Here is a 15,144-nt window from a genome sequence, read left to right as displayed (position 1 = left end):
CGGATTATGCCAGAGCCTCCCAGAAAAACTCCACGCGGGCACTGCGACCATCGTCTGACCAGCTGGCATTTCGGGCCAATTGCCGGACCAGACTGACACCGCGCCCCGACAGACGGACTTCGTCCAGCGGCCGCTCCATCACGCGCGAGACATCGAATCCCTGACCGCTGTCTTCGACCCGCACCACCAGACAACCGCCCTCGCCTTCCGGCCGCACCTGCAAATGCACCCGCACATAACCGTCCTGCAGGGCCTCGAGGCGCGCATTGCGCTGCTCGTAATAATGGGCGAAGCCCGAGGCATCGCGCTTGAGGCTCGAGTCCAGGCCCAGTACACCATGCTCCAGCGCATTGGAATAAAGCTCGGCCAGCACGCTGTACAACGCGCCACTCTGCGCCCGCAATCCATGCACTTCCAGCAGCAACTGCAACAGGTAAGGCAACGGATTGAAGCGCTTGAGCGTGGCACCGCGAAATTCGAAGCTCACTGACCAGTCCAGCGGACAGGACTGGCCGCTGTCGGAATACACCGGCGCCGATGGATTGATCTGCTCGGCCTCCAGCAGGCTGACCTCGACCATGCTCACATCGTCCCGGGCCTCACCGCGAAAGTCCTGCAGCGCCTGCTCGATGTCCTCGAACAGCCGATCCGGCTGGCGATTGGTGGCGAACACCTTGTGCAGGCGCTCGACACCAAACAACTGATCGTTGGCATCGCAGGTGTCGATGACCCCGTCCGAGAGCAGGAACACCCGGTCGCCCACCGCCATCGGGTGAACCTCGGTGCGGTCATCGAAAGTCTGCGGGCTGAGCACCCCCAGCGGCAAGTGACGCGCTGCCAGCGGCGTGCGCTCGCCCGTGGCGAGGCAATGCAGATAGCCGTCGGGCATGCCGCCGTTCCAGACCTCCACCGAGCGCCGCTGAAAACTCAGGCACAACAGCGTCGCGCAGCAGAACATGTCCACCGGCAGGATGCGCTTGAGCTTGGCGTTCATTTCCCGCAGGGTTTCGGCCAGACCGTAACCCTTGGCCGTCATGCCATAGAACACCTCGGCAAGCGGCATGGCGCCGACCGCCGCCGGCAAACCGTGACCGGTGAAGTCACCGAGCAACACATGCATGTCGCCGGCCGGGGTGTACGCGGCCAACAGCAGATCGCCGTTGAACAGCGCATAGGGTGATTGCAGGTAACGGATGTTCGGTGCGCTCAGGCAACCGGAATGCGCGACCTTGTCGAACACGGCCTTGGCGACCCGTTGCTCGTTGAGCAGATAGTCGTGGTGTTTGGCGATCAGGTCGCGCTGTTGAAGAACCGTGGCCTGTAAACGTCGCAAGCGATCCATCGCCTTGATTTTGGCGGCGAGGATCACCTGGTTGTACGGCTTCGCCAGAAAGTCGTCACCACCGGCTTCAAGACAACGGGCCAGCGCTTCACTTTCCGTCAGCGAGGTGAGGAAGATGATCGGCACCAGGCTTTCACCCGCCAGCTTCTTGATCTGCCGTGCAGCTTCGAACCCGTCCATCACCGGCATCATGGCGTCCATCAATACCAGATGCGGCTTTTGCCGGATAAATGCCTCGACCGCCTCCCCACCGTGGGTGGCCGTCAGCACCTCGTGCCCCTGGCGACGGACGATGGTCGACAACAGCAGCCGGTCAGCGGCACTGTCTTCGGCGATCAGGATCGTCAGCGGCTCTTGCGGCTGCATGGCCGTCAACTGATGTCGAACAATTTGTCGAAGTTGGAGATGGCGAGGATCTTGCGCACATCCGAATTGCTGTTGACCACCCGAACATCCGAGTCGTCACCGCCGGCGTGATCACGCAACAGAAGCAACATGCCCAGGGCCGAACTGTCGAGATAGGTGGCATCCTTGAGATCCACCACGATGGAGTCAGGCTTTTTAGTGAGCCGCTCGTAGGACTCGCGAAATTCCTGATGGCGACCGAAGTCGAATCGGCCCTTGACGGAAATCGTCAACTTTTGCCCATCCGCAGACACTTCTGTAACGACTGACATGTACTGGCTTCCTTGTCATTGACGAACCTGTACAAGGTTTAGCACTTGGAGGGGCCATGGGCAAGGCGCGATGGCGTCGCGATCTGTCAGAGATCGGCTCGTCAAAACACCTCGTGCCGCGGCAAACGCTGGGACAACTCGTCCAGCAGCTTCTGTTCGCGCTTGTCTTCGGCGCGCTGGGCTTCGTCGCGGTAGCGTTGTACAAGTTTGCGCAGGCCTTCGACCCGAGCGAATGCCTGTTGCCAGGCGTCACGGGCCTTGTCCAGGTTGTTCTGGTGCCATTGCAGGCTCTGGCGCTGCTGATCGACAGCGGTGTCGAGTTGCGCCAGGAAGCCCTGAAAACCCAGCAGCCATTGACCGGTCACGCCGGTGCTGCCGCGCACGATCCACTGCTGCGAATAATCCAGACGAAAGGCGTTGAGGTCGGCGAGTTTGCTCTCGGCCACTTTCACCTGCCCCTGAAAGTAGCCCAGGCGTTGCACGGCGGTTTTCTCGGCCTTCTCGGCCATGTCCACCACCGGCGCCAGACGCGCGGCTCGACTCAGGGCCATGGCCGGTTACCCGCCGGCCGCCGGGGCGAAAATCGTTTCGAGGTACGCCTCGCTTTCACCCAGGCTGATTTTGTCGTTGAGCCCCTGACGCAGGTATCTGACCAGTTGCGGTTGCAGATTGATGGCAAGGTCCGTCTCGCGGTCACCGCCAGCGACATAGGCGCCGACGCTGATCAGGTCGCGGCTCTGTTGATAGCGGGACCACAGCTGCTTGAAGTATTGCGCGCGCTGCATGTGTTCCGGCGCCACGACTGCAGGCATCACCCGGCTGATCGAGGCTTCGATATCGATGGCCGGGTAATGCCCTTCCTCGGCCAGCCGCCGGGACAGCACGATGTGCCCGTCAAGTACACCCCGCGCAGAGTCGGCAATCGGGTCCTGCTGGTCATCGCCCTCGGACAGCACGGTATAGAACGCTGTGATCGAACCACCGCCCTTCTCCGCGTTACCGGCGCGCTCCACCAGTTTCGGCAGTTTGGCGAATACCGACGGCGGATAACCCTTGGTCGCCGGCGGCTCACCGATGGCCAGGGCAATTTCCCGCTGGGCCTGGGCGAAACGGGTCAGGGAATCCATCAGCAACAGGACGTTCTTGCCCTTGTCGCGGAAATATTCGGCGATCCGCGTGCAGTACATCGCCGCGCGCAGACGCATCAGTGGCGCATCGTCCGCCGGCGACGCCACCACTACGGAGCGCTTGAGGCCTTCTTCACCGAGGATGTGCTCGATGAACTCTTTAACTTCTCGACCCCGCTCACCGATCAGGCCGACGACGATAATGTCGGCCTCGGTGAAGCGGGTCATCATGCCCAGCAACACCGACTTACCGACACCGGTACCGGCGAACAGGCCCAGACGCTGACCACGACCGACCGTCAACAATCCGTTGATGCTACGGATGCCGACGTCCAGCGGTTCGCTGATCGGGTCTCGGTTGAGCGGGTTGATCGTCGGGCCGTCCATCGGCACCCAGTCTTCGGCCTTCATGCCGCCCTTGCCGTCCAGCGCACGTCCGGCACCGTCCAGCACGCGACCGAGCATGCTCATGCCCATCGGCAGGCGGCCGGTATCGGCCAGCGGCACCACGCGGGCGCCCGGGGCAATGCCGGCCACGCTGCCGACCGGCATCAGAAACACCTTGCTGCCGGAAAAGCCCATGACTTCGGCCTCAACCTGGGACGGGTGATAGGTGTCGTCGTTGATCACCATGCAGCGGGTGCCCATGGCGGCGCGCAGGCCTTCGGCCTCGAGCGTCAGGCCGACCATGCGCAGCAGGCGCCCTTCGAGAATCGGTGCACCGGCGATTTCGGTGGCCTCGGCGTAGGTGCTCAGGCGCTTGGCGAAGCTGGTGCGTTCAAGGCGCATCGGGGGCGTCCGCGAGCGGCTCTTCTGCGACCGGTGCCGGTTTTGGCGCTTCCGGTAAGTCGAGGCTCAGGTCCGGCGCGGCCGGGTGCAGGGCCTGCTCGTGCAACTGGTCGAACAGTTTGGCCATGACCTGGCTGACGCGGGTTTCGATGCTCGCATCGATCCGGCTGTGGTCGGTCTCGACCCGGCAACCGCCCGGCAGCAGGGTTTCGTCCTCGACGATGCGCCAGGTTTCCTCATGACGTTCGCGCAGGGCTTTGACCTGTTCGAAATCCTGCGGATTGACGTACAGCCGCACATTGCCCACACCCAGCGGCAACAGCTTGAGCGCGTCGCGCATGACGTGTTCGATCTGCGTCGAGTCGATGGCCAGTTCGCGCTGAATCACCTGACGGGCGATGTGCTGCACGAGGTCGACCAGCGACTTTTCGATCTGGGTGTCTTGCTCGGCAATAGGCTCGAACAGGTGCGCCATCAGTTGCTCAAGGCTGTCGACCTTGGCCGTCAGGACCACTTCGGCTTCCTGGCGCACCTTGAGGGTGGCGCTGTGAAAGCCTTCCTTTTCACCGATGGCGAAGCCCTCGTTGTAGGCCTCCTGACGGATGCTTTCGAGCTCTTCGAGGGTCAGTGGCTGGACTTCCTCCAGCGGCACTTCTTCCATTTCCGGCGGTTCAGGCTCCGGTTCCGGCTCGGGCTCAGGCGCCGGCGGATCGAAGCTGGGCAAGGCCCAGGTATCGAAGCCGCGGACGTCCCGGGCACGGATCAGGTCCGTCACATCGTCGTCATGCTTGTCCATGGGCTTAGATCATTTCCTCGCCGCCCTTGCCACCGAGCACAATTTCTCCGGCTTCGGCCATACGGCGGGCGATGGTGAGGATTTCCTTCTGCGCGGTCTCCACATCGCTGACGCGCACCGGGCCCTTGGCCTCGAGGTCGTCGCGCAGCAGTTCGGCGGCACGCTTGGACATGTTCTTGAAGATCTTCTCCTTGACGCCTTCGTCCGACCCCTTGAGGGCCAGCACCAGCACATCGGAAGAGACTTCGCGCAACAGCGCCTGGATCCCGCGGTCGTCGACATCGGCCAGGTTGTTGAACACGAACATGAGGTCTTCGATCTGACCGGACAGGTCTTCGTCGACTTCGCGGATCGAGTCCATGAGCTGGCCTTCGATCGAGCTGTCGAGGAAGTTCATGATGTCCGCCGCCCGCTTGATGCCACCCAGGGTGGTGCGCGAAGCGTTCGAGTTGCCGGAGAACTGCTTCTCGAGGATCTGGTTCAATTCTTTCAGCGCGGCCGGCTGCACGGTGTTCAACGACGAGACGCGCAGGATGATGTCCAGACGTACCTTGTGGTCGAAGTTGCCCAGCACTTCACCAGCCTGATCCGGATCGAGGTACGCGACCACGATCGCCTGGATCTGCGGGTGTTCGTAACGGATCACGTCGGCAACGGCGCGCGGCTCCATCCATTTCAGGCTGTCGAGACCACTGGTGTTACCGCCCAGCAGAATGCGGTCGATCAGGCCGTTGGCCTTGTCTTCACCCAGGGCCTGGGTGAGCATTTTGCGCACGTAGTCGTCGGAGCCGACGCCCAGGCTGGTCTGATCGCCGACGATGTCGACGAACTCGCTCATGACCTGCTCGACCTGCTCACGGTGGACGTTGCCCATCTGGGCCATGGCCACGCCGACTCGCTGGACCTCTTTGGGGCCCATGTGGCGCAGCACTTGTGCGGCATCGGTCGACCCCAGGGACAGCAGCAAAATCGCGGCTTTATCGACCCGGGACAGTTTGGCGACGGCGGCTCGGTTATCACTCATCTGCGTTAATCCACTCTTTCACGACCTGGGCCACACGACCCGGGTCTTCTGCCACCAGACTCTTGATTGCGTTCAACTGAGCGTCATAACCCTCGCTCGGGCTCGGCAGCAGGATGCTGGTCGGGCCGCCGAGGCTGACGCGATCGTTGGACAGTTCACCGTCCAGACCGCCCATGCCACCGAGTTCCATGTCGCCGCCCAGACCGGCCAGCTCCTTGCTTTTGCCGCCACCGGTGATGTTGTTGAGCACCGGACGCAGCACGCCGAACACCAGCACCAGGATGAACAACACGCCCAGCACTTGTTTGACGATGTCCCAGAACCATGGCTGGGAGTAGAACGGAATGTCGGCGATCACTTCGCCGCGCTCGGCGGAGAACGGCATGTTGATCACGCTGACGCTGTCGCCACGGCTGGCATCGAAGCCGACGGCATCCTGTACCAGACGGGTGAAGCGCGCCAATTCGTCGGCGCTCCACGGCGCACGGGTAGTTTCGCCGTTGGCCGGGTTGATCTTGACCTGATCGTCCACCACCACGGACACCGACAGGCGATTCAGGCGACCCTGCTGCTGTTTGGTGTGGCTGATGGAGCGGTCGAGCTCGAAGTTCTTGGTGGATTGTTGACGCTTGTCCGCCGGGTACGGCGCGAGCATCGGCTGGCCGGTGGCCGGGTCCATGATCTGCTGACCGTTGGCATCAACCAGTGGCTGGCCTGGCTGCACCATGCTCGCCGGGGCGGCAGCGCCACCGGTGGTTTGCGGCGCCGAAGCCGGCGAAGGTGGCTGGTTGCTCAAGGCACCCGGCACACCTTGCGGGCCATTGCTGGCAGTGCGTTGTTCGTTGACCGACTGTTCGCTGCGCAGGGCCGGTTGATCCGGGTTGAACTGCTCGGCGGTCGATTCGACGGCACTGAAATCAACGTCGGCCGAGACTTCAGCCTTGTAGCGATCGTTGCCCAGTACCGGTTGCAGAATGTTGTGCACGCGCTGGGTGAGCATGCTTTCCATGCGGCGGCTGTAGTCGAACTGCTTGCCGGCCATGGTCATTTCGGAGTTTTCCGCCTGATCCGACAGCAGGTTGCCCTTCTGGTCGACGACGGTGATCTGCGATTTGCTCAGCTCCGGAACGGAGGTCGCCACCAAGTTGATGATGGCAACGACCTGGCCTGGCTCCAGCGAACGACCGGAGTACAGCTCGACCAGTACCGAAGCGCTTGGCTTGCGCTCGTCACGCACGAACACCGAGCTTTTCGGGATCGCCAGGTGAACGCGCGCGCCCTTGACGTTGTTCAGGCTGGAAATGGTGCGGGCCAGTTCGCCTTCGAGGCCGCGACGATAACGGGTCGCTTCCATGAACTGGCTGGTGCCCAGACCCTGTTCCTTGTCGAGGATTTCAAAACCGATGTTGCCGTCGCTGGGAGTGACACCAGCGGCCGCGAGCTTGAGCCGCGCACGGGACAGGTCATCGGCCTTGACCAGCAAGGCGCCGGAATTCGGTTCGACGGTGTAGGGAATGTCGGCGGAGGCCAGGGTGTCCATGACCTGCTTGGCGTCCATGCCGGCAAGGCTGCCGTACAGAGGCCGGTAGTCCGGTTGCTGCGACCACAGCACCACGGCAAAGCCAATCGCCACGCTCGCGGCCAGGCCGACCAACAGGCCCACCTGACGCAGCACGGTCATCTCGGAGAGGTTTTCCAGGAAGGACAGGCCGAACAACGGCGGTTTGCCGTCTATCGGGGTGGCCTTGGCCGGAACGTTATCGGCGACTGCTTCTGCCATGACTCAATCTCGTCCTTAAACCGGCATCTGCATGATGTCTTGATAAGCCTGAACCAGCTTGTTGCGCACCTGGGTCAGGGCCTGGAACGATACGCTGGCTTTTTGCGAGGCAATCATCACGTCCGTCAGATCGACGCCGCTCTTGCCGATCTCGAACGCGTTGGCCAATTGGCTCGACGCCTGCTGGGTATCGTTCACTTTGTTGATGGCTTGACCGAGCATGTCGGAAAAGTTGCTGCCTGCCACTTCCGGGACAGCGGAAGTCGATTTCGGCTTCGACATGGCGTCCATTTGCATGGCCTTCATGTCCATCATCAACCGATTAAATTCAATACCTTGGCTCATGGTCTACTCTCTTGGGCGGCCCGCAATTTTTTGACACTCACTCGGCGGGTACTCAGGTGTTAGCAACAACGGTGCCAGCTCATGGGCACCGCTTTCAGAAAAGCCGTTTCAAACGTTTGCGCCACCCGTCAGGTGGCGAACAGGTAGCCTTCGACATCCATGCCCGCATCGCGCATTTGCGCCAGTTTGTAACGCAGGGTGCGCGGGCTGATGCCGAGTTTTTCGGCCGCTTCCTTGCGCCGACCGCGCTCGGTACGCAGAGTGTCGATGATCATCTGGAACTCGCGACGACGCAGGTCATCGCCCAGCGCACCGGCCGAATCCGCCTCGATCTCGACTTCACGAATGACCGGCGCAACCGGAACGGCCGCCGGCAATGGAGCGAACAGCGCAGGCCCGGAGAGACAGAAATCCTGCGGCTGGATCAAGCCGCCCTGCTGCAGAATCAAGGCCCGCTGGACCGCGTTATCCAGCTCGCGCACATTGCCCGGCCACGGATACCCGATCAGGCACGCTTGCGCTTCGGGCGAGAACTTCGCCGTCGCATGCTTCATTTTATTGACGTGTTTGGCCAACAGACGCTCGGCCAGCGGCAGGATATCGGCGGTGCGCTCGCGCAACGGACGCCAGGCCAACGGAAATACTGAAAGACGGTAATAGAGATCCTCACGGAACCGCCCCGCCGCCACCTCACCGGCCAGGTCGCGGTTGGTGGTCGCCACCACGCGAATATCGAGGGTGATCGGCTTGCGTGCACCGACCCGTTCCACTTCCCGCTCTTGCAACACGCGCAGCAGTTTGGCTTGCAGACCCAGGGGCATTTCGGAAATTTCATCGAGCAGAATGGTGCCGCCGTCCGCCTGTTCGAACTTGCCGGCCTGGGCCGCGATGGCGCCAGTGAACGAGCCTTTCTCGTGGCCGAACAGGGTGGCTTCGAGCATGTTGTCGGGGATCGCCGCGCAGTTGATCGCAATGAACGGCTGACTGGCACGATGGGATTGCTGGTGAATGTAGCGCGCCAGCACTTCCTTGCCGGTGCCGGACTCGCCGGAAATCAGCACGGTGGAATCACTGCGCGCGACCCGCGCTGCCAGATCCAGCAATTGCGCACTGGCAGGCTCGACCGCGACCGGCCCTTCGGCGTCACTGACGCCAAGATTGCCCAAGGCGTGACGTGCTACCAGATCCAGCAGAGCCTTGGGTTCGAACGGCTTGACCAGATAATCCGCCGCGCCTTGACGCATCGCATCGACCGCGCGCTCGACTGCACCATGGGCGGTCATCAGCAGCACCGGCAACTGCGGCTGTCGCGCGCGCAGCAGGCCGAGCAATTGATGGCCGTCCATGCCCGGCATGTTGACGTCGCTGACCACCAGACTGAACGCTTCGCGCTCGACGGCGCTCAGCGCCTCTTCGGCCGAACCCACCGCGTGATAGTCGTGACCGGCCAGCAGCAGCGTATCGGCCAGCGCTTCGCGCAACGAGCGGTCGTCCTCGACCAGCAGAACCTTGATGCCCATGACCTTCACTCAGCTCCCTGAACAGCAGAAAACAACGGCAGGATGACCTGCGCGCACGTACCGCGGCCGACCCGCGAACGCAGTTGCAATTCTCCCTGATGCGCACGCGCCACGGCCTTGACCACGGTCAGGCCCAAGCCGGTCCCGGTGACTTTGGTGGTGAAAAACGGCTCGCCCAGCCGCGCCAGCACCGCCGCATCAATACCGCTGCCGCTGTCGCTGACACACAAACGCAAGGTGTTGTCGCGGGTATAGCAATGCACCTTCAGACGCACCTCACCGGCACTCGCCTGAATCGCGTTTTCAATCAGATTGAGCAGCGCCCCGACCAGCGTGTCGCGATTGCACAGCAACTCGCCGGCATGGCTGTCGCATTGCCAGCGGATCGGCAGATCCTGCACATGGGTCAGCGCCGCGGCCTGCAACGACTGCATCAAGGCATTCGGCGTGACACGGTCGGTCAGCGGCAGCTCGCCACGGGCGAAGACCAGCATGTCGCGCACCTGATGCTCCAGCTCGTGCAGACGCTCCTTGAGGCGACCGGCAAAACGCTGCTGGGTCGCGACCGGCAGTTCCTGCTCGGTCAAATGACTGGCGTACAGCAACGCGGCGGACAACGGTGTGCGGATCTGATGAGCCAGCGATGCGACCATCCGCCCCAGGGACGAGAGGCGCTCGTGGCGCGCCAGCTGATCCTGCAAGTGACGAGTTTCAGTCAGGTCGTTGAGCAGCACCAACTGCCCAGGCTCGGCATCCAACGAGCGGGTGGCAATCGACAGGCGTCGACCGTTTTTCAAGGAAATTTCGTGACCGTCATCTTCACGGGGCGCGAAGCAACGGGTGATGACATGGCGCCACAGCTCGCCTTCCAGTGGCAGACCGAGCAATTCGATGGCGGCAGGATTGGCCTCACACACAATGCCGTGGCCGTCGATGACGATGACGCCACCGGGCAACAGGTCGAGGAGGTTTTGCAGACGGTTGGCCAAGCGTTCTTTTTCCGCCAGTTCCTGCATGCGCTGGGCGCTGACCACGGCCAGCTCGCCCTTGAGCTCGGTGACCCGGGCTTCGAGCATGCTGTAGGAGTCGGTCAACTGGCTGGACATCTGGTTGAACAGGGCGAATGCCTGCTCAAGCCCCTGGCGGCTCGCCTGCTCTACGGACGGCAGTTGCCCCGAGGACTCGGGAACAGAAGACATCTGGGAGGCTTGGGGCATTGTGCTTTCTCGCTTGGCTGACCGTCAGTGAAACGGAACGTTGCGAGGGACATAGCAATACCCGTGCCTAAAAAAAACCACTTATAAATGAAGCAGTTGAAAAACAGGCGTCAATCATCCGCCTGTTCATCACCTTCACGACGGCTCATGCCGTACTTGCGCATCTTCTCCACCAGCGTGGTGCGGCGAATACGCAGGCGCTCGGCGGCGCGAGCCACAATACCATTGGCATCGTCCAGTGCCTGCTGGATCAGGCCCTGCTCCAGACCACCGAGGTAGTCCTTCAGGTCGAGACCTTCCGGCGGCAACAGGGCGTTGGCGCTGAAGTCCGGCGTATGGCCGTTGATCGCCACGCGCTCTTCCAGATCGCTGCGCAGGCTGTCGACCATCTGCTCGTCTTCGTCGTCGACGTAGCGGAATTTCTTCGGCAACTCGACCACGCCGATCACCCCGTACGGGTGCATGATCGCCATGCGCTCCACCAGGTTGGCCAGTTCGCGGACGTTGCCCGGCCAGCCGTGGCGGCACAGGGACATGATTGCAGCGGAGTTGAAGCGGATCGAACCGCGCTTCTCGTGCTCCATGCGCGAGATCAGCTCGTTCATCAGCAGCGGAATGTCTTCGACGCGCTCACGCAGCGGCGCCATCTCGATCGGGAACACGTTCAGGCGGTAGTAGAGGTCTTCGCGGAAGGTGCCGATCTCGATCATGCTTTCGAGATTCTTGTGGGTCGCGGCGATGATGCGCACGTCGACGCTCTGGGTTTTGTTGCTGCCCACGCGCTCGAAGGTGCGCTCCTGCAGCACGCGCAGCAGCTTGACCTGCATCGGCAGCGGCATGTCGCCGATTTCGTCGAGGAACAGCGTACCGCCGTTGGCCAGCTCGAAGCGGCCGGCACGGCTGGTGATCGCGCCGGTGAAGGCACCCTTCTCGTGACCGAACAGTTCGCTTTCCAGCAACTCGGCCGGGATCGCCCCACAGTTGACCGGTACGAACGGCGCGTCGCGACGCTTGGAGTGGTAATGCAGATTGCGCGCAACCACTTCCTTGCCGGTCCCGGACTCGCCGAGGATCAACACGCTGGCGTCGGTGTCGGCCACTTGCTGCATCATCTGACGCACGTGCTGGATCGCGCGGCTGGTGCCGACCAGGCTGCGGAACAGGTTGGGTTCGCGATGCCGGCCACGCTCACGGGCCTGGTCGTACATCTCGCGATAGACCTGGGCACGGTGCAGGGAGTCCAGCAGTTTGCTGTAGCTCGGCGGCATTTCGAGGGTCGAAAGTACCCGGCGGCGCTGGTCTTCGGGCAGGTCCACCGAAGAATTATCGCCCATCAGCAAAACCGGAAGGAACTCATCCCAGGTTGAGAGTGTCTTTAGCAAGCCCAAAAGCGCACCAGGAGCATTAACCGTCCCGATCAGTACGCAAATGACCTCACGACTAGACGACAAAGAGCCGACTGCCTGCTGCCAGTCATGGCTTCCGCAGGGTAAATTTTCTTCGCCAAGAAAATTTAAGATCACCGCCAGGTCGCGGCGGCGGACGCTATCGTCATCGATCAGCAGAATTTTGGTTTCACGCCACATGCAATAGCAACTTCCCTAGTCAACTCAATGCCCAAAATGAGGGGCAAGCGAGACGCTTGCAGGACACCTTGTGCCTGTAGACGCCTGAAATCTGAAAACAGCCACTAGTTAAGTCAAAAAACCGTGCACAGTCAAATTTATGGCGCACATGTCTGGATTAACTGGGGGTTAATTAACCAAACAGATGGTAAACCTTTGCCGCGTTCTGCGCTTGGGTGATCTGCGACATCTCGTCGACTATCGCCTGACGCTCACCCATCGCCACTTCCAGAAGCTGCTTGTAGACATGCAGCAACTCTTCCAGATTATCGCGCAACGCGACCTCGTCCACCGAGGCTTCACTCAAGACATCTTCCATGCAGGAACGGCAATCGAGGTCCAATTGACCGATGGCTTCCCAGTTGCGCTCGGCCAGGGCACCGACCAGCGCTACTCGGGTTTCTTCGATTCGCTGCAAAACAAGACTCATGGTGATCTCCTCAGAACTGCGGAGCGGGCGCAGGTGCGATCGCATCCCAGCCTTCCTTGACGGTGCTCAGCAAGCCGGCAACCTCATCAAGAATGCGCGGATCGCTGCTGATGTTCGCCTCGGCGAGACGCTTCATCATGTAGATATAAAGACCGTCCAGATCAGCCAGCGTATCGGCAGACTTTTCCAGATCCAGACCTTCACGCAAGCCGCTGACGATGCCGATGGCCTTGCTGATCGCCGTGCACTTGGCGGCAATGTCCTTGCGCTCGATGGCGCCCTTTGCCTGAGCGATACGGTCCAGACCACCTTCCATCAGCATTTGCACCAGACGGTGGGGACTCGCTTCGGACGTCTGGGCCTGAGCGCCGACTTTCTGGTATTGCCGAAGGGCCAACATCGGATTCATGTTCTACCTCATTTGCAACTATGACTCGTATGAGCAGTGTATCGCCTGCAAGCCAGAAAACTTTAGACCATAAGACAAAAACCCGGCACACGCTCGAAAGCGTAGCCGGGTTTTTGTCGCTATTACATGTTACTTCGCAGACTGCTGGGCGTTCAGCGAACTGAAGAACGACGTAATGTTGCTCGCCGTCGCTTTCATCTGCCCTACCAGCAAGTCCATGGCGTTGTACTTAGCAGTCAACGTCTTGGTCAGGTTGGCGACACGCAGGTCCAGAGCCAACTGCTGGGACGTAATGTTGCGCGTATTGTTGTTCAGGATAGTCAGGCGCTGATCCAGCAGACCGGTGGTGGTCTTGCCATCAGCCGAAGCCTTGAGATATGGGTCAACCGCCTTGCTCATGCGCGCCAACAGACCATTGGTGTCGTTGGTGCCAGTGAACATCTCCTGGACTTTGCCGCTCATACCCGGCGTAGACATGGCCTTGTTGAACGCAGTCGTGTCGAACGTCAGGTTACCGGTGTTGCGGTCGGTCATGACGCCCAGCTGCGAGAGATAAGCAATCGGACTGCCAGCAGTCGCACTCGGGGCCGTAATCTGCCCGCGGATATCGGCAATCAAGGAACGCGCCAGCGAGTCGCCAGTGAACGCCGCCTGAACGGTCAGCTTGCCATCTTCGTCCGGCGTCGCCTTGGACAACGAATCGATGGTGTTTTTCAAGGTATTGTAGGCATCGACGAACGCCTGAACCGACGTCTGCAATCCCTTGGTGTTACCGTCGACAGTCACTGTGACAGGTGTCGAGGGTGGATCACCGGCACTGACCGTCGTCAGATTCATCGTCAGGCCACTGATGGCGCCGGTGACCGTGTTGCTCTTGCTGGTCACCGCCAGGCCGTCAATGGTCAGCGACGCGTCCTGAGCAAGGCCGTTGACCGCGCCAGAAGCGCCGGCGGCCGGGTTGGTGCCCATGGTCTGGGTGCCGTCGATTTCCAGACCGGCAATGCCGCTGACTTTCATGTCGGAGCCGGCGCCGGTCTTGCTCGAACTGATCACCAGGCGCGAAGCACCCGAGCTGTCGGTCACGATGTTGGCGGAAATACCATTGACGGCCTGAGCCGAGTTGATCGCATCCCGGGTGCTCTGCAAGGTCGCATTGGCCGGGATCGTGACATTGTAATCAGTGCCATTCTGACTGATTTTCAGGGTACCACTCGGAATGGCACTGGCAGCACCGCCGGCAAAGGATGCACTGGCTATTTTCGAGCCGGTGGCCAGCTTATTCACTACAACACTATAAGTACCCGAGACTGCAGTGTTATCCGCAGAAACACCCAACACGGCCGGAGTACCCGAAGTCGCCGTGTAACCCGCAAATGCTGGATTGGTCTTGCTGCCCAGGTTGGTCATCGCCGTCTGGAATGCGGTCAGCGCACTCTTCAACGTGCCGATACCGGAAATCTTCAGCGTGTTGGTTTTGGTGGCGTTGTCGATCTGCGTCTGTTTCGGCGACTTGTCGGCATTGACCAGTGCTGTAACGATCGCACCGATGTCCAGGCCGGAACCCAGGCCCGAACCCGGTAAAATTGGACTTGCCATGTGCTTCTCCCTTGGGTTGTTGCCAGTCTTTTGACCACTACTTGCGTCTAAAGAACTTCAAACACTATTCATGCCAGTTATCAGACTTTGGCGTCGAACAACACGTGACTCGCGTTGGCCAGACTATCTGCCAGCTTGAGTGCTTCTGCGGAAGGGATCTGTCGTACGACCTCGCCCGTCTCGCTTGCGATCACCTTGACAATCACCTTGCCGGAATGCTCATCGATCGAGAACTCCAGATTGCGCTTGATCGACTGAACGAATTTCTCGATCTCCTGCACCGCCAGCTTCAGCTTGGTTTCATCTGATTCCTGGCTCTTTTTCGAGGCAGGAACAGCATCAACGGTCTGAGGCTTGGTTTCCGACGGTTTGTCGGTAACGGTATTGGCTGGCTTGGGAGCCGGATAAGACACGTTAAGCTTGACGCTCATGTCCATGCTCATCACCTCATAACGTAAAAAGCGAGA

General features: G+C 60.9%; 15 protein-coding genes. All 15 read right to left on the bottom strand.

Annotated elements, in window-relative coordinates:
* Positions 1-4: 4 nt before the first annotated feature.
* The 15 genes from L6D74_RS14915 to L6D74_RS14845 all read right to left on the bottom strand — a co-directional run bounded on the left by L6D74_RS14915 (position 5) and on the right by L6D74_RS14845 (position 15,114).
* Entirely contained in the window at positions 5-1,708 is a 1,704-nt protein-coding gene (locus L6D74_RS14915; protein ID WP_236189654.1) for an ATP-binding SpoIIE family protein phosphatase, read from the bottom strand.
* A 5-nt stretch (positions 1,709-1,713) separates the two neighbouring features.
* A complete protein-coding gene (locus L6D74_RS14910) occupies positions 1,714-2,019 on the bottom strand; it encodes an STAS domain-containing protein (protein WP_039765597.1) in 306 nt (101 codons plus the stop codon).
* A 101-nt stretch (positions 2,020-2,120) separates the two neighbouring features.
* Positions 2,121-2,570 carry a flagellar export protein FliJ gene (gene fliJ, locus L6D74_RS14905; RefSeq protein ID WP_039765596.1) on the bottom strand — a complete coding sequence of 150 codons (450 nt, stop codon included), beginning with the start codon at positions 2,568-2,570 and terminating at the stop codon, positions 2,121-2,123.
* A 6-nt stretch (positions 2,571-2,576) separates the two neighbouring features.
* Positions 2,577-3,935, bottom strand: coding sequence for a flagellar protein export ATPase FliI (gene fliI / locus L6D74_RS14900; protein ID WP_039765593.1), 1,359 nt, complete (start codon positions 3,933-3,935; stop codon positions 2,577-2,579).
* Positions 3,925-4,731, bottom strand: a complete 807-nt coding sequence (fliH, locus tag L6D74_RS14895; protein WP_236189653.1) for a flagellar assembly protein FliH — start codon at positions 4,729-4,731, stop codon at positions 3,925-3,927. The genes fliI and fliH overlap by 11 nt, the downstream gene beginning before the upstream one ends.
* A gap of 4 nt (positions 4,732-4,735) precedes the next feature.
* Entirely contained in the window at positions 4,736-5,755 is a 1,020-nt protein-coding gene (gene fliG / locus L6D74_RS14890; RefSeq protein ID WP_007958288.1) for a flagellar motor switch protein FliG, read from the bottom strand.
* Entirely contained in the window at positions 5,748-7,535 is a 1,788-nt protein-coding gene (fliF, locus tag L6D74_RS14885) for a flagellar basal-body MS-ring/collar protein FliF (protein ID WP_007958290.1), read from the bottom strand. Before fliF ends, fliG begins: the two co-directional genes overlap by 8 nt.
* A 15-nt stretch (positions 7,536-7,550) precedes the next feature.
* Positions 7,551-7,880, bottom strand: coding sequence for a flagellar hook-basal body complex protein FliE (gene fliE, locus L6D74_RS14880; protein WP_011333048.1), 330 nt, complete (start codon positions 7,878-7,880; stop codon positions 7,551-7,553).
* A gap of 128 nt (positions 7,881-8,008) precedes the next feature.
* On the bottom strand, positions 8,009-9,400 hold the full coding sequence (locus L6D74_RS14875; RefSeq protein ID WP_236189652.1) for a sigma-54-dependent transcriptional regulator: 1,392 nt from the start codon (positions 9,398-9,400) through the stop codon (positions 8,009-8,011).
* Positions 9,401-9,405: 5 nt separating this feature from the next.
* A complete protein-coding gene (locus tag L6D74_RS14870) occupies positions 9,406-10,617 on the bottom strand; it encodes a sensor histidine kinase (protein ID WP_039765586.1) in 1,212 nt (403 codons plus the stop codon).
* 110 nt (positions 10,618-10,727) lie between these two features.
* Positions 10,728-12,203 (bottom strand): sigma-54 dependent transcriptional regulator, encoded by a 1,476-nt coding sequence (locus L6D74_RS14865; protein ID WP_039765583.1) that lies wholly within the window; start codon positions 12,201-12,203, stop codon positions 10,728-10,730.
* Between the two features lie 172 nt (positions 12,204-12,375).
* Entirely contained in the window at positions 12,376-12,672 is a 297-nt protein-coding gene (fliT, locus tag L6D74_RS14860) for a flagellar protein FliT (protein WP_039765621.1), read from the bottom strand.
* 10 nt (positions 12,673-12,682) lie between these two features.
* Positions 12,683-13,081, bottom strand: a complete 399-nt coding sequence (fliS, locus tag L6D74_RS14855) for a flagellar export chaperone FliS (protein ID WP_064594357.1) — start codon at positions 13,079-13,081, stop codon at positions 12,683-12,685.
* Between the two features lie 129 nt (positions 13,082-13,210).
* On the bottom strand, positions 13,211-14,677 hold the full coding sequence (gene fliD, locus L6D74_RS14850; protein WP_064594352.1) for a flagellar filament capping protein FliD: 1,467 nt from the start codon (positions 14,675-14,677) through the stop codon (positions 13,211-13,213).
* Positions 14,678-14,757: 80 nt separating this feature from the next.
* Positions 14,758-15,114 carry a flagellar protein FlaG gene (locus L6D74_RS14845; RefSeq protein ID WP_064594351.1) on the bottom strand — a complete coding sequence of 119 codons (357 nt, stop codon included), beginning with the start codon at positions 15,112-15,114 and terminating at the stop codon, positions 14,758-14,760.
* Positions 15,115-15,144 lie beyond the last annotated feature (30 nt).

It is taken from the genome of Pseudomonas pharyngis (genome assembly GCF_021602345.1).
GTDB lineage: Bacteria > Pseudomonadota > Gammaproteobacteria > Pseudomonadales > Pseudomonadaceae > Aquipseudomonas > Aquipseudomonas pharyngis.
Note: the sequence above shows the minus strand (reverse complement) of the source record. Positions and strands in the feature narration are given on the sequence as shown.

Bases quoted from the DNA above. Each gene is read 5' to 3' on its own strand.
- L6D74_RS14915 (WP_236189654.1), bottom strand. From the start codon at position 1,708: ATGCAGCCGCAAGAGCCGCTGACGATCCTGATCGCCGAAGACAGTGCC.
- L6D74_RS14910 (WP_039765597.1), bottom strand. From the start codon at position 2,019: ATGTCAGTCGTTACAGAAGTGTCTGCGGATGGGCAAAAGTTGACGATT.
- fliJ (WP_039765596.1), bottom strand. From the start codon at position 2,570: ATGGCCCTGAGTCGAGCCGCGCGTCTGGCGCCGGTGGTGGACATGGCC.
- fliI (WP_039765593.1), bottom strand. From the start codon at position 3,935: ATGCGCCTTGAACGCACCAGCTTCGCCAAGCGCCTGAGCACCTACGCC.
- fliH (WP_236189653.1), bottom strand. From the start codon at position 4,731: ATGGACAAGCATGACGACGATGTGACGGACCTGATCCGTGCCCGGGAC.
- fliG (WP_007958288.1), bottom strand. From the start codon at position 5,755: ATGAGTGATAACCGAGCCGCCGTCGCCAAACTGTCCCGGGTCGATAAA.
- fliF (WP_007958290.1), bottom strand. From the start codon at position 7,535: ATGGCAGAAGCAGTCGCCGATAACGTTCCGGCCAAGGCCACCCCGATA.
- fliE (WP_011333048.1), bottom strand. From the start codon at position 7,880: ATGAGCCAAGGTATTGAATTTAATCGGTTGATGATGGACATGAAGGCC.
- L6D74_RS14875 (WP_236189652.1), bottom strand. From the start codon at position 9,400: ATGGGCATCAAGGTTCTGCTGGTCGAGGACGACCGCTCGTTGCGCGAA.
- L6D74_RS14870 (WP_039765586.1), bottom strand. From the start codon at position 10,617: ATGCCCCAAGCCTCCCAGATGTCTTCTGTTCCCGAGTCCTCGGGGCAA.
- L6D74_RS14865 (WP_039765583.1), bottom strand. From the start codon at position 12,203: ATGTGGCGTGAAACCAAAATTCTGCTGATCGATGACGATAGCGTCCGC.
- fliT (WP_039765621.1), bottom strand. From the start codon at position 12,672: ATGAGTCTTGTTTTGCAGCGAATCGAAGAAACCCGAGTAGCGCTGGTC.
- fliS (WP_064594357.1), bottom strand. From the start codon at position 13,081: ATGAATCCGATGTTGGCCCTTCGGCAATACCAGAAAGTCGGCGCTCAG.
- fliD (WP_064594352.1), bottom strand. From the start codon at position 14,677: ATGGCAAGTCCAATTTTACCGGGTTCGGGCCTGGGTTCCGGCCTGGAC.
- L6D74_RS14845 (WP_064594351.1), bottom strand. From the start codon at position 15,114: ATGGACATGAGCGTCAAGCTTAACGTGTCTTATCCGGCTCCCAAGCCA.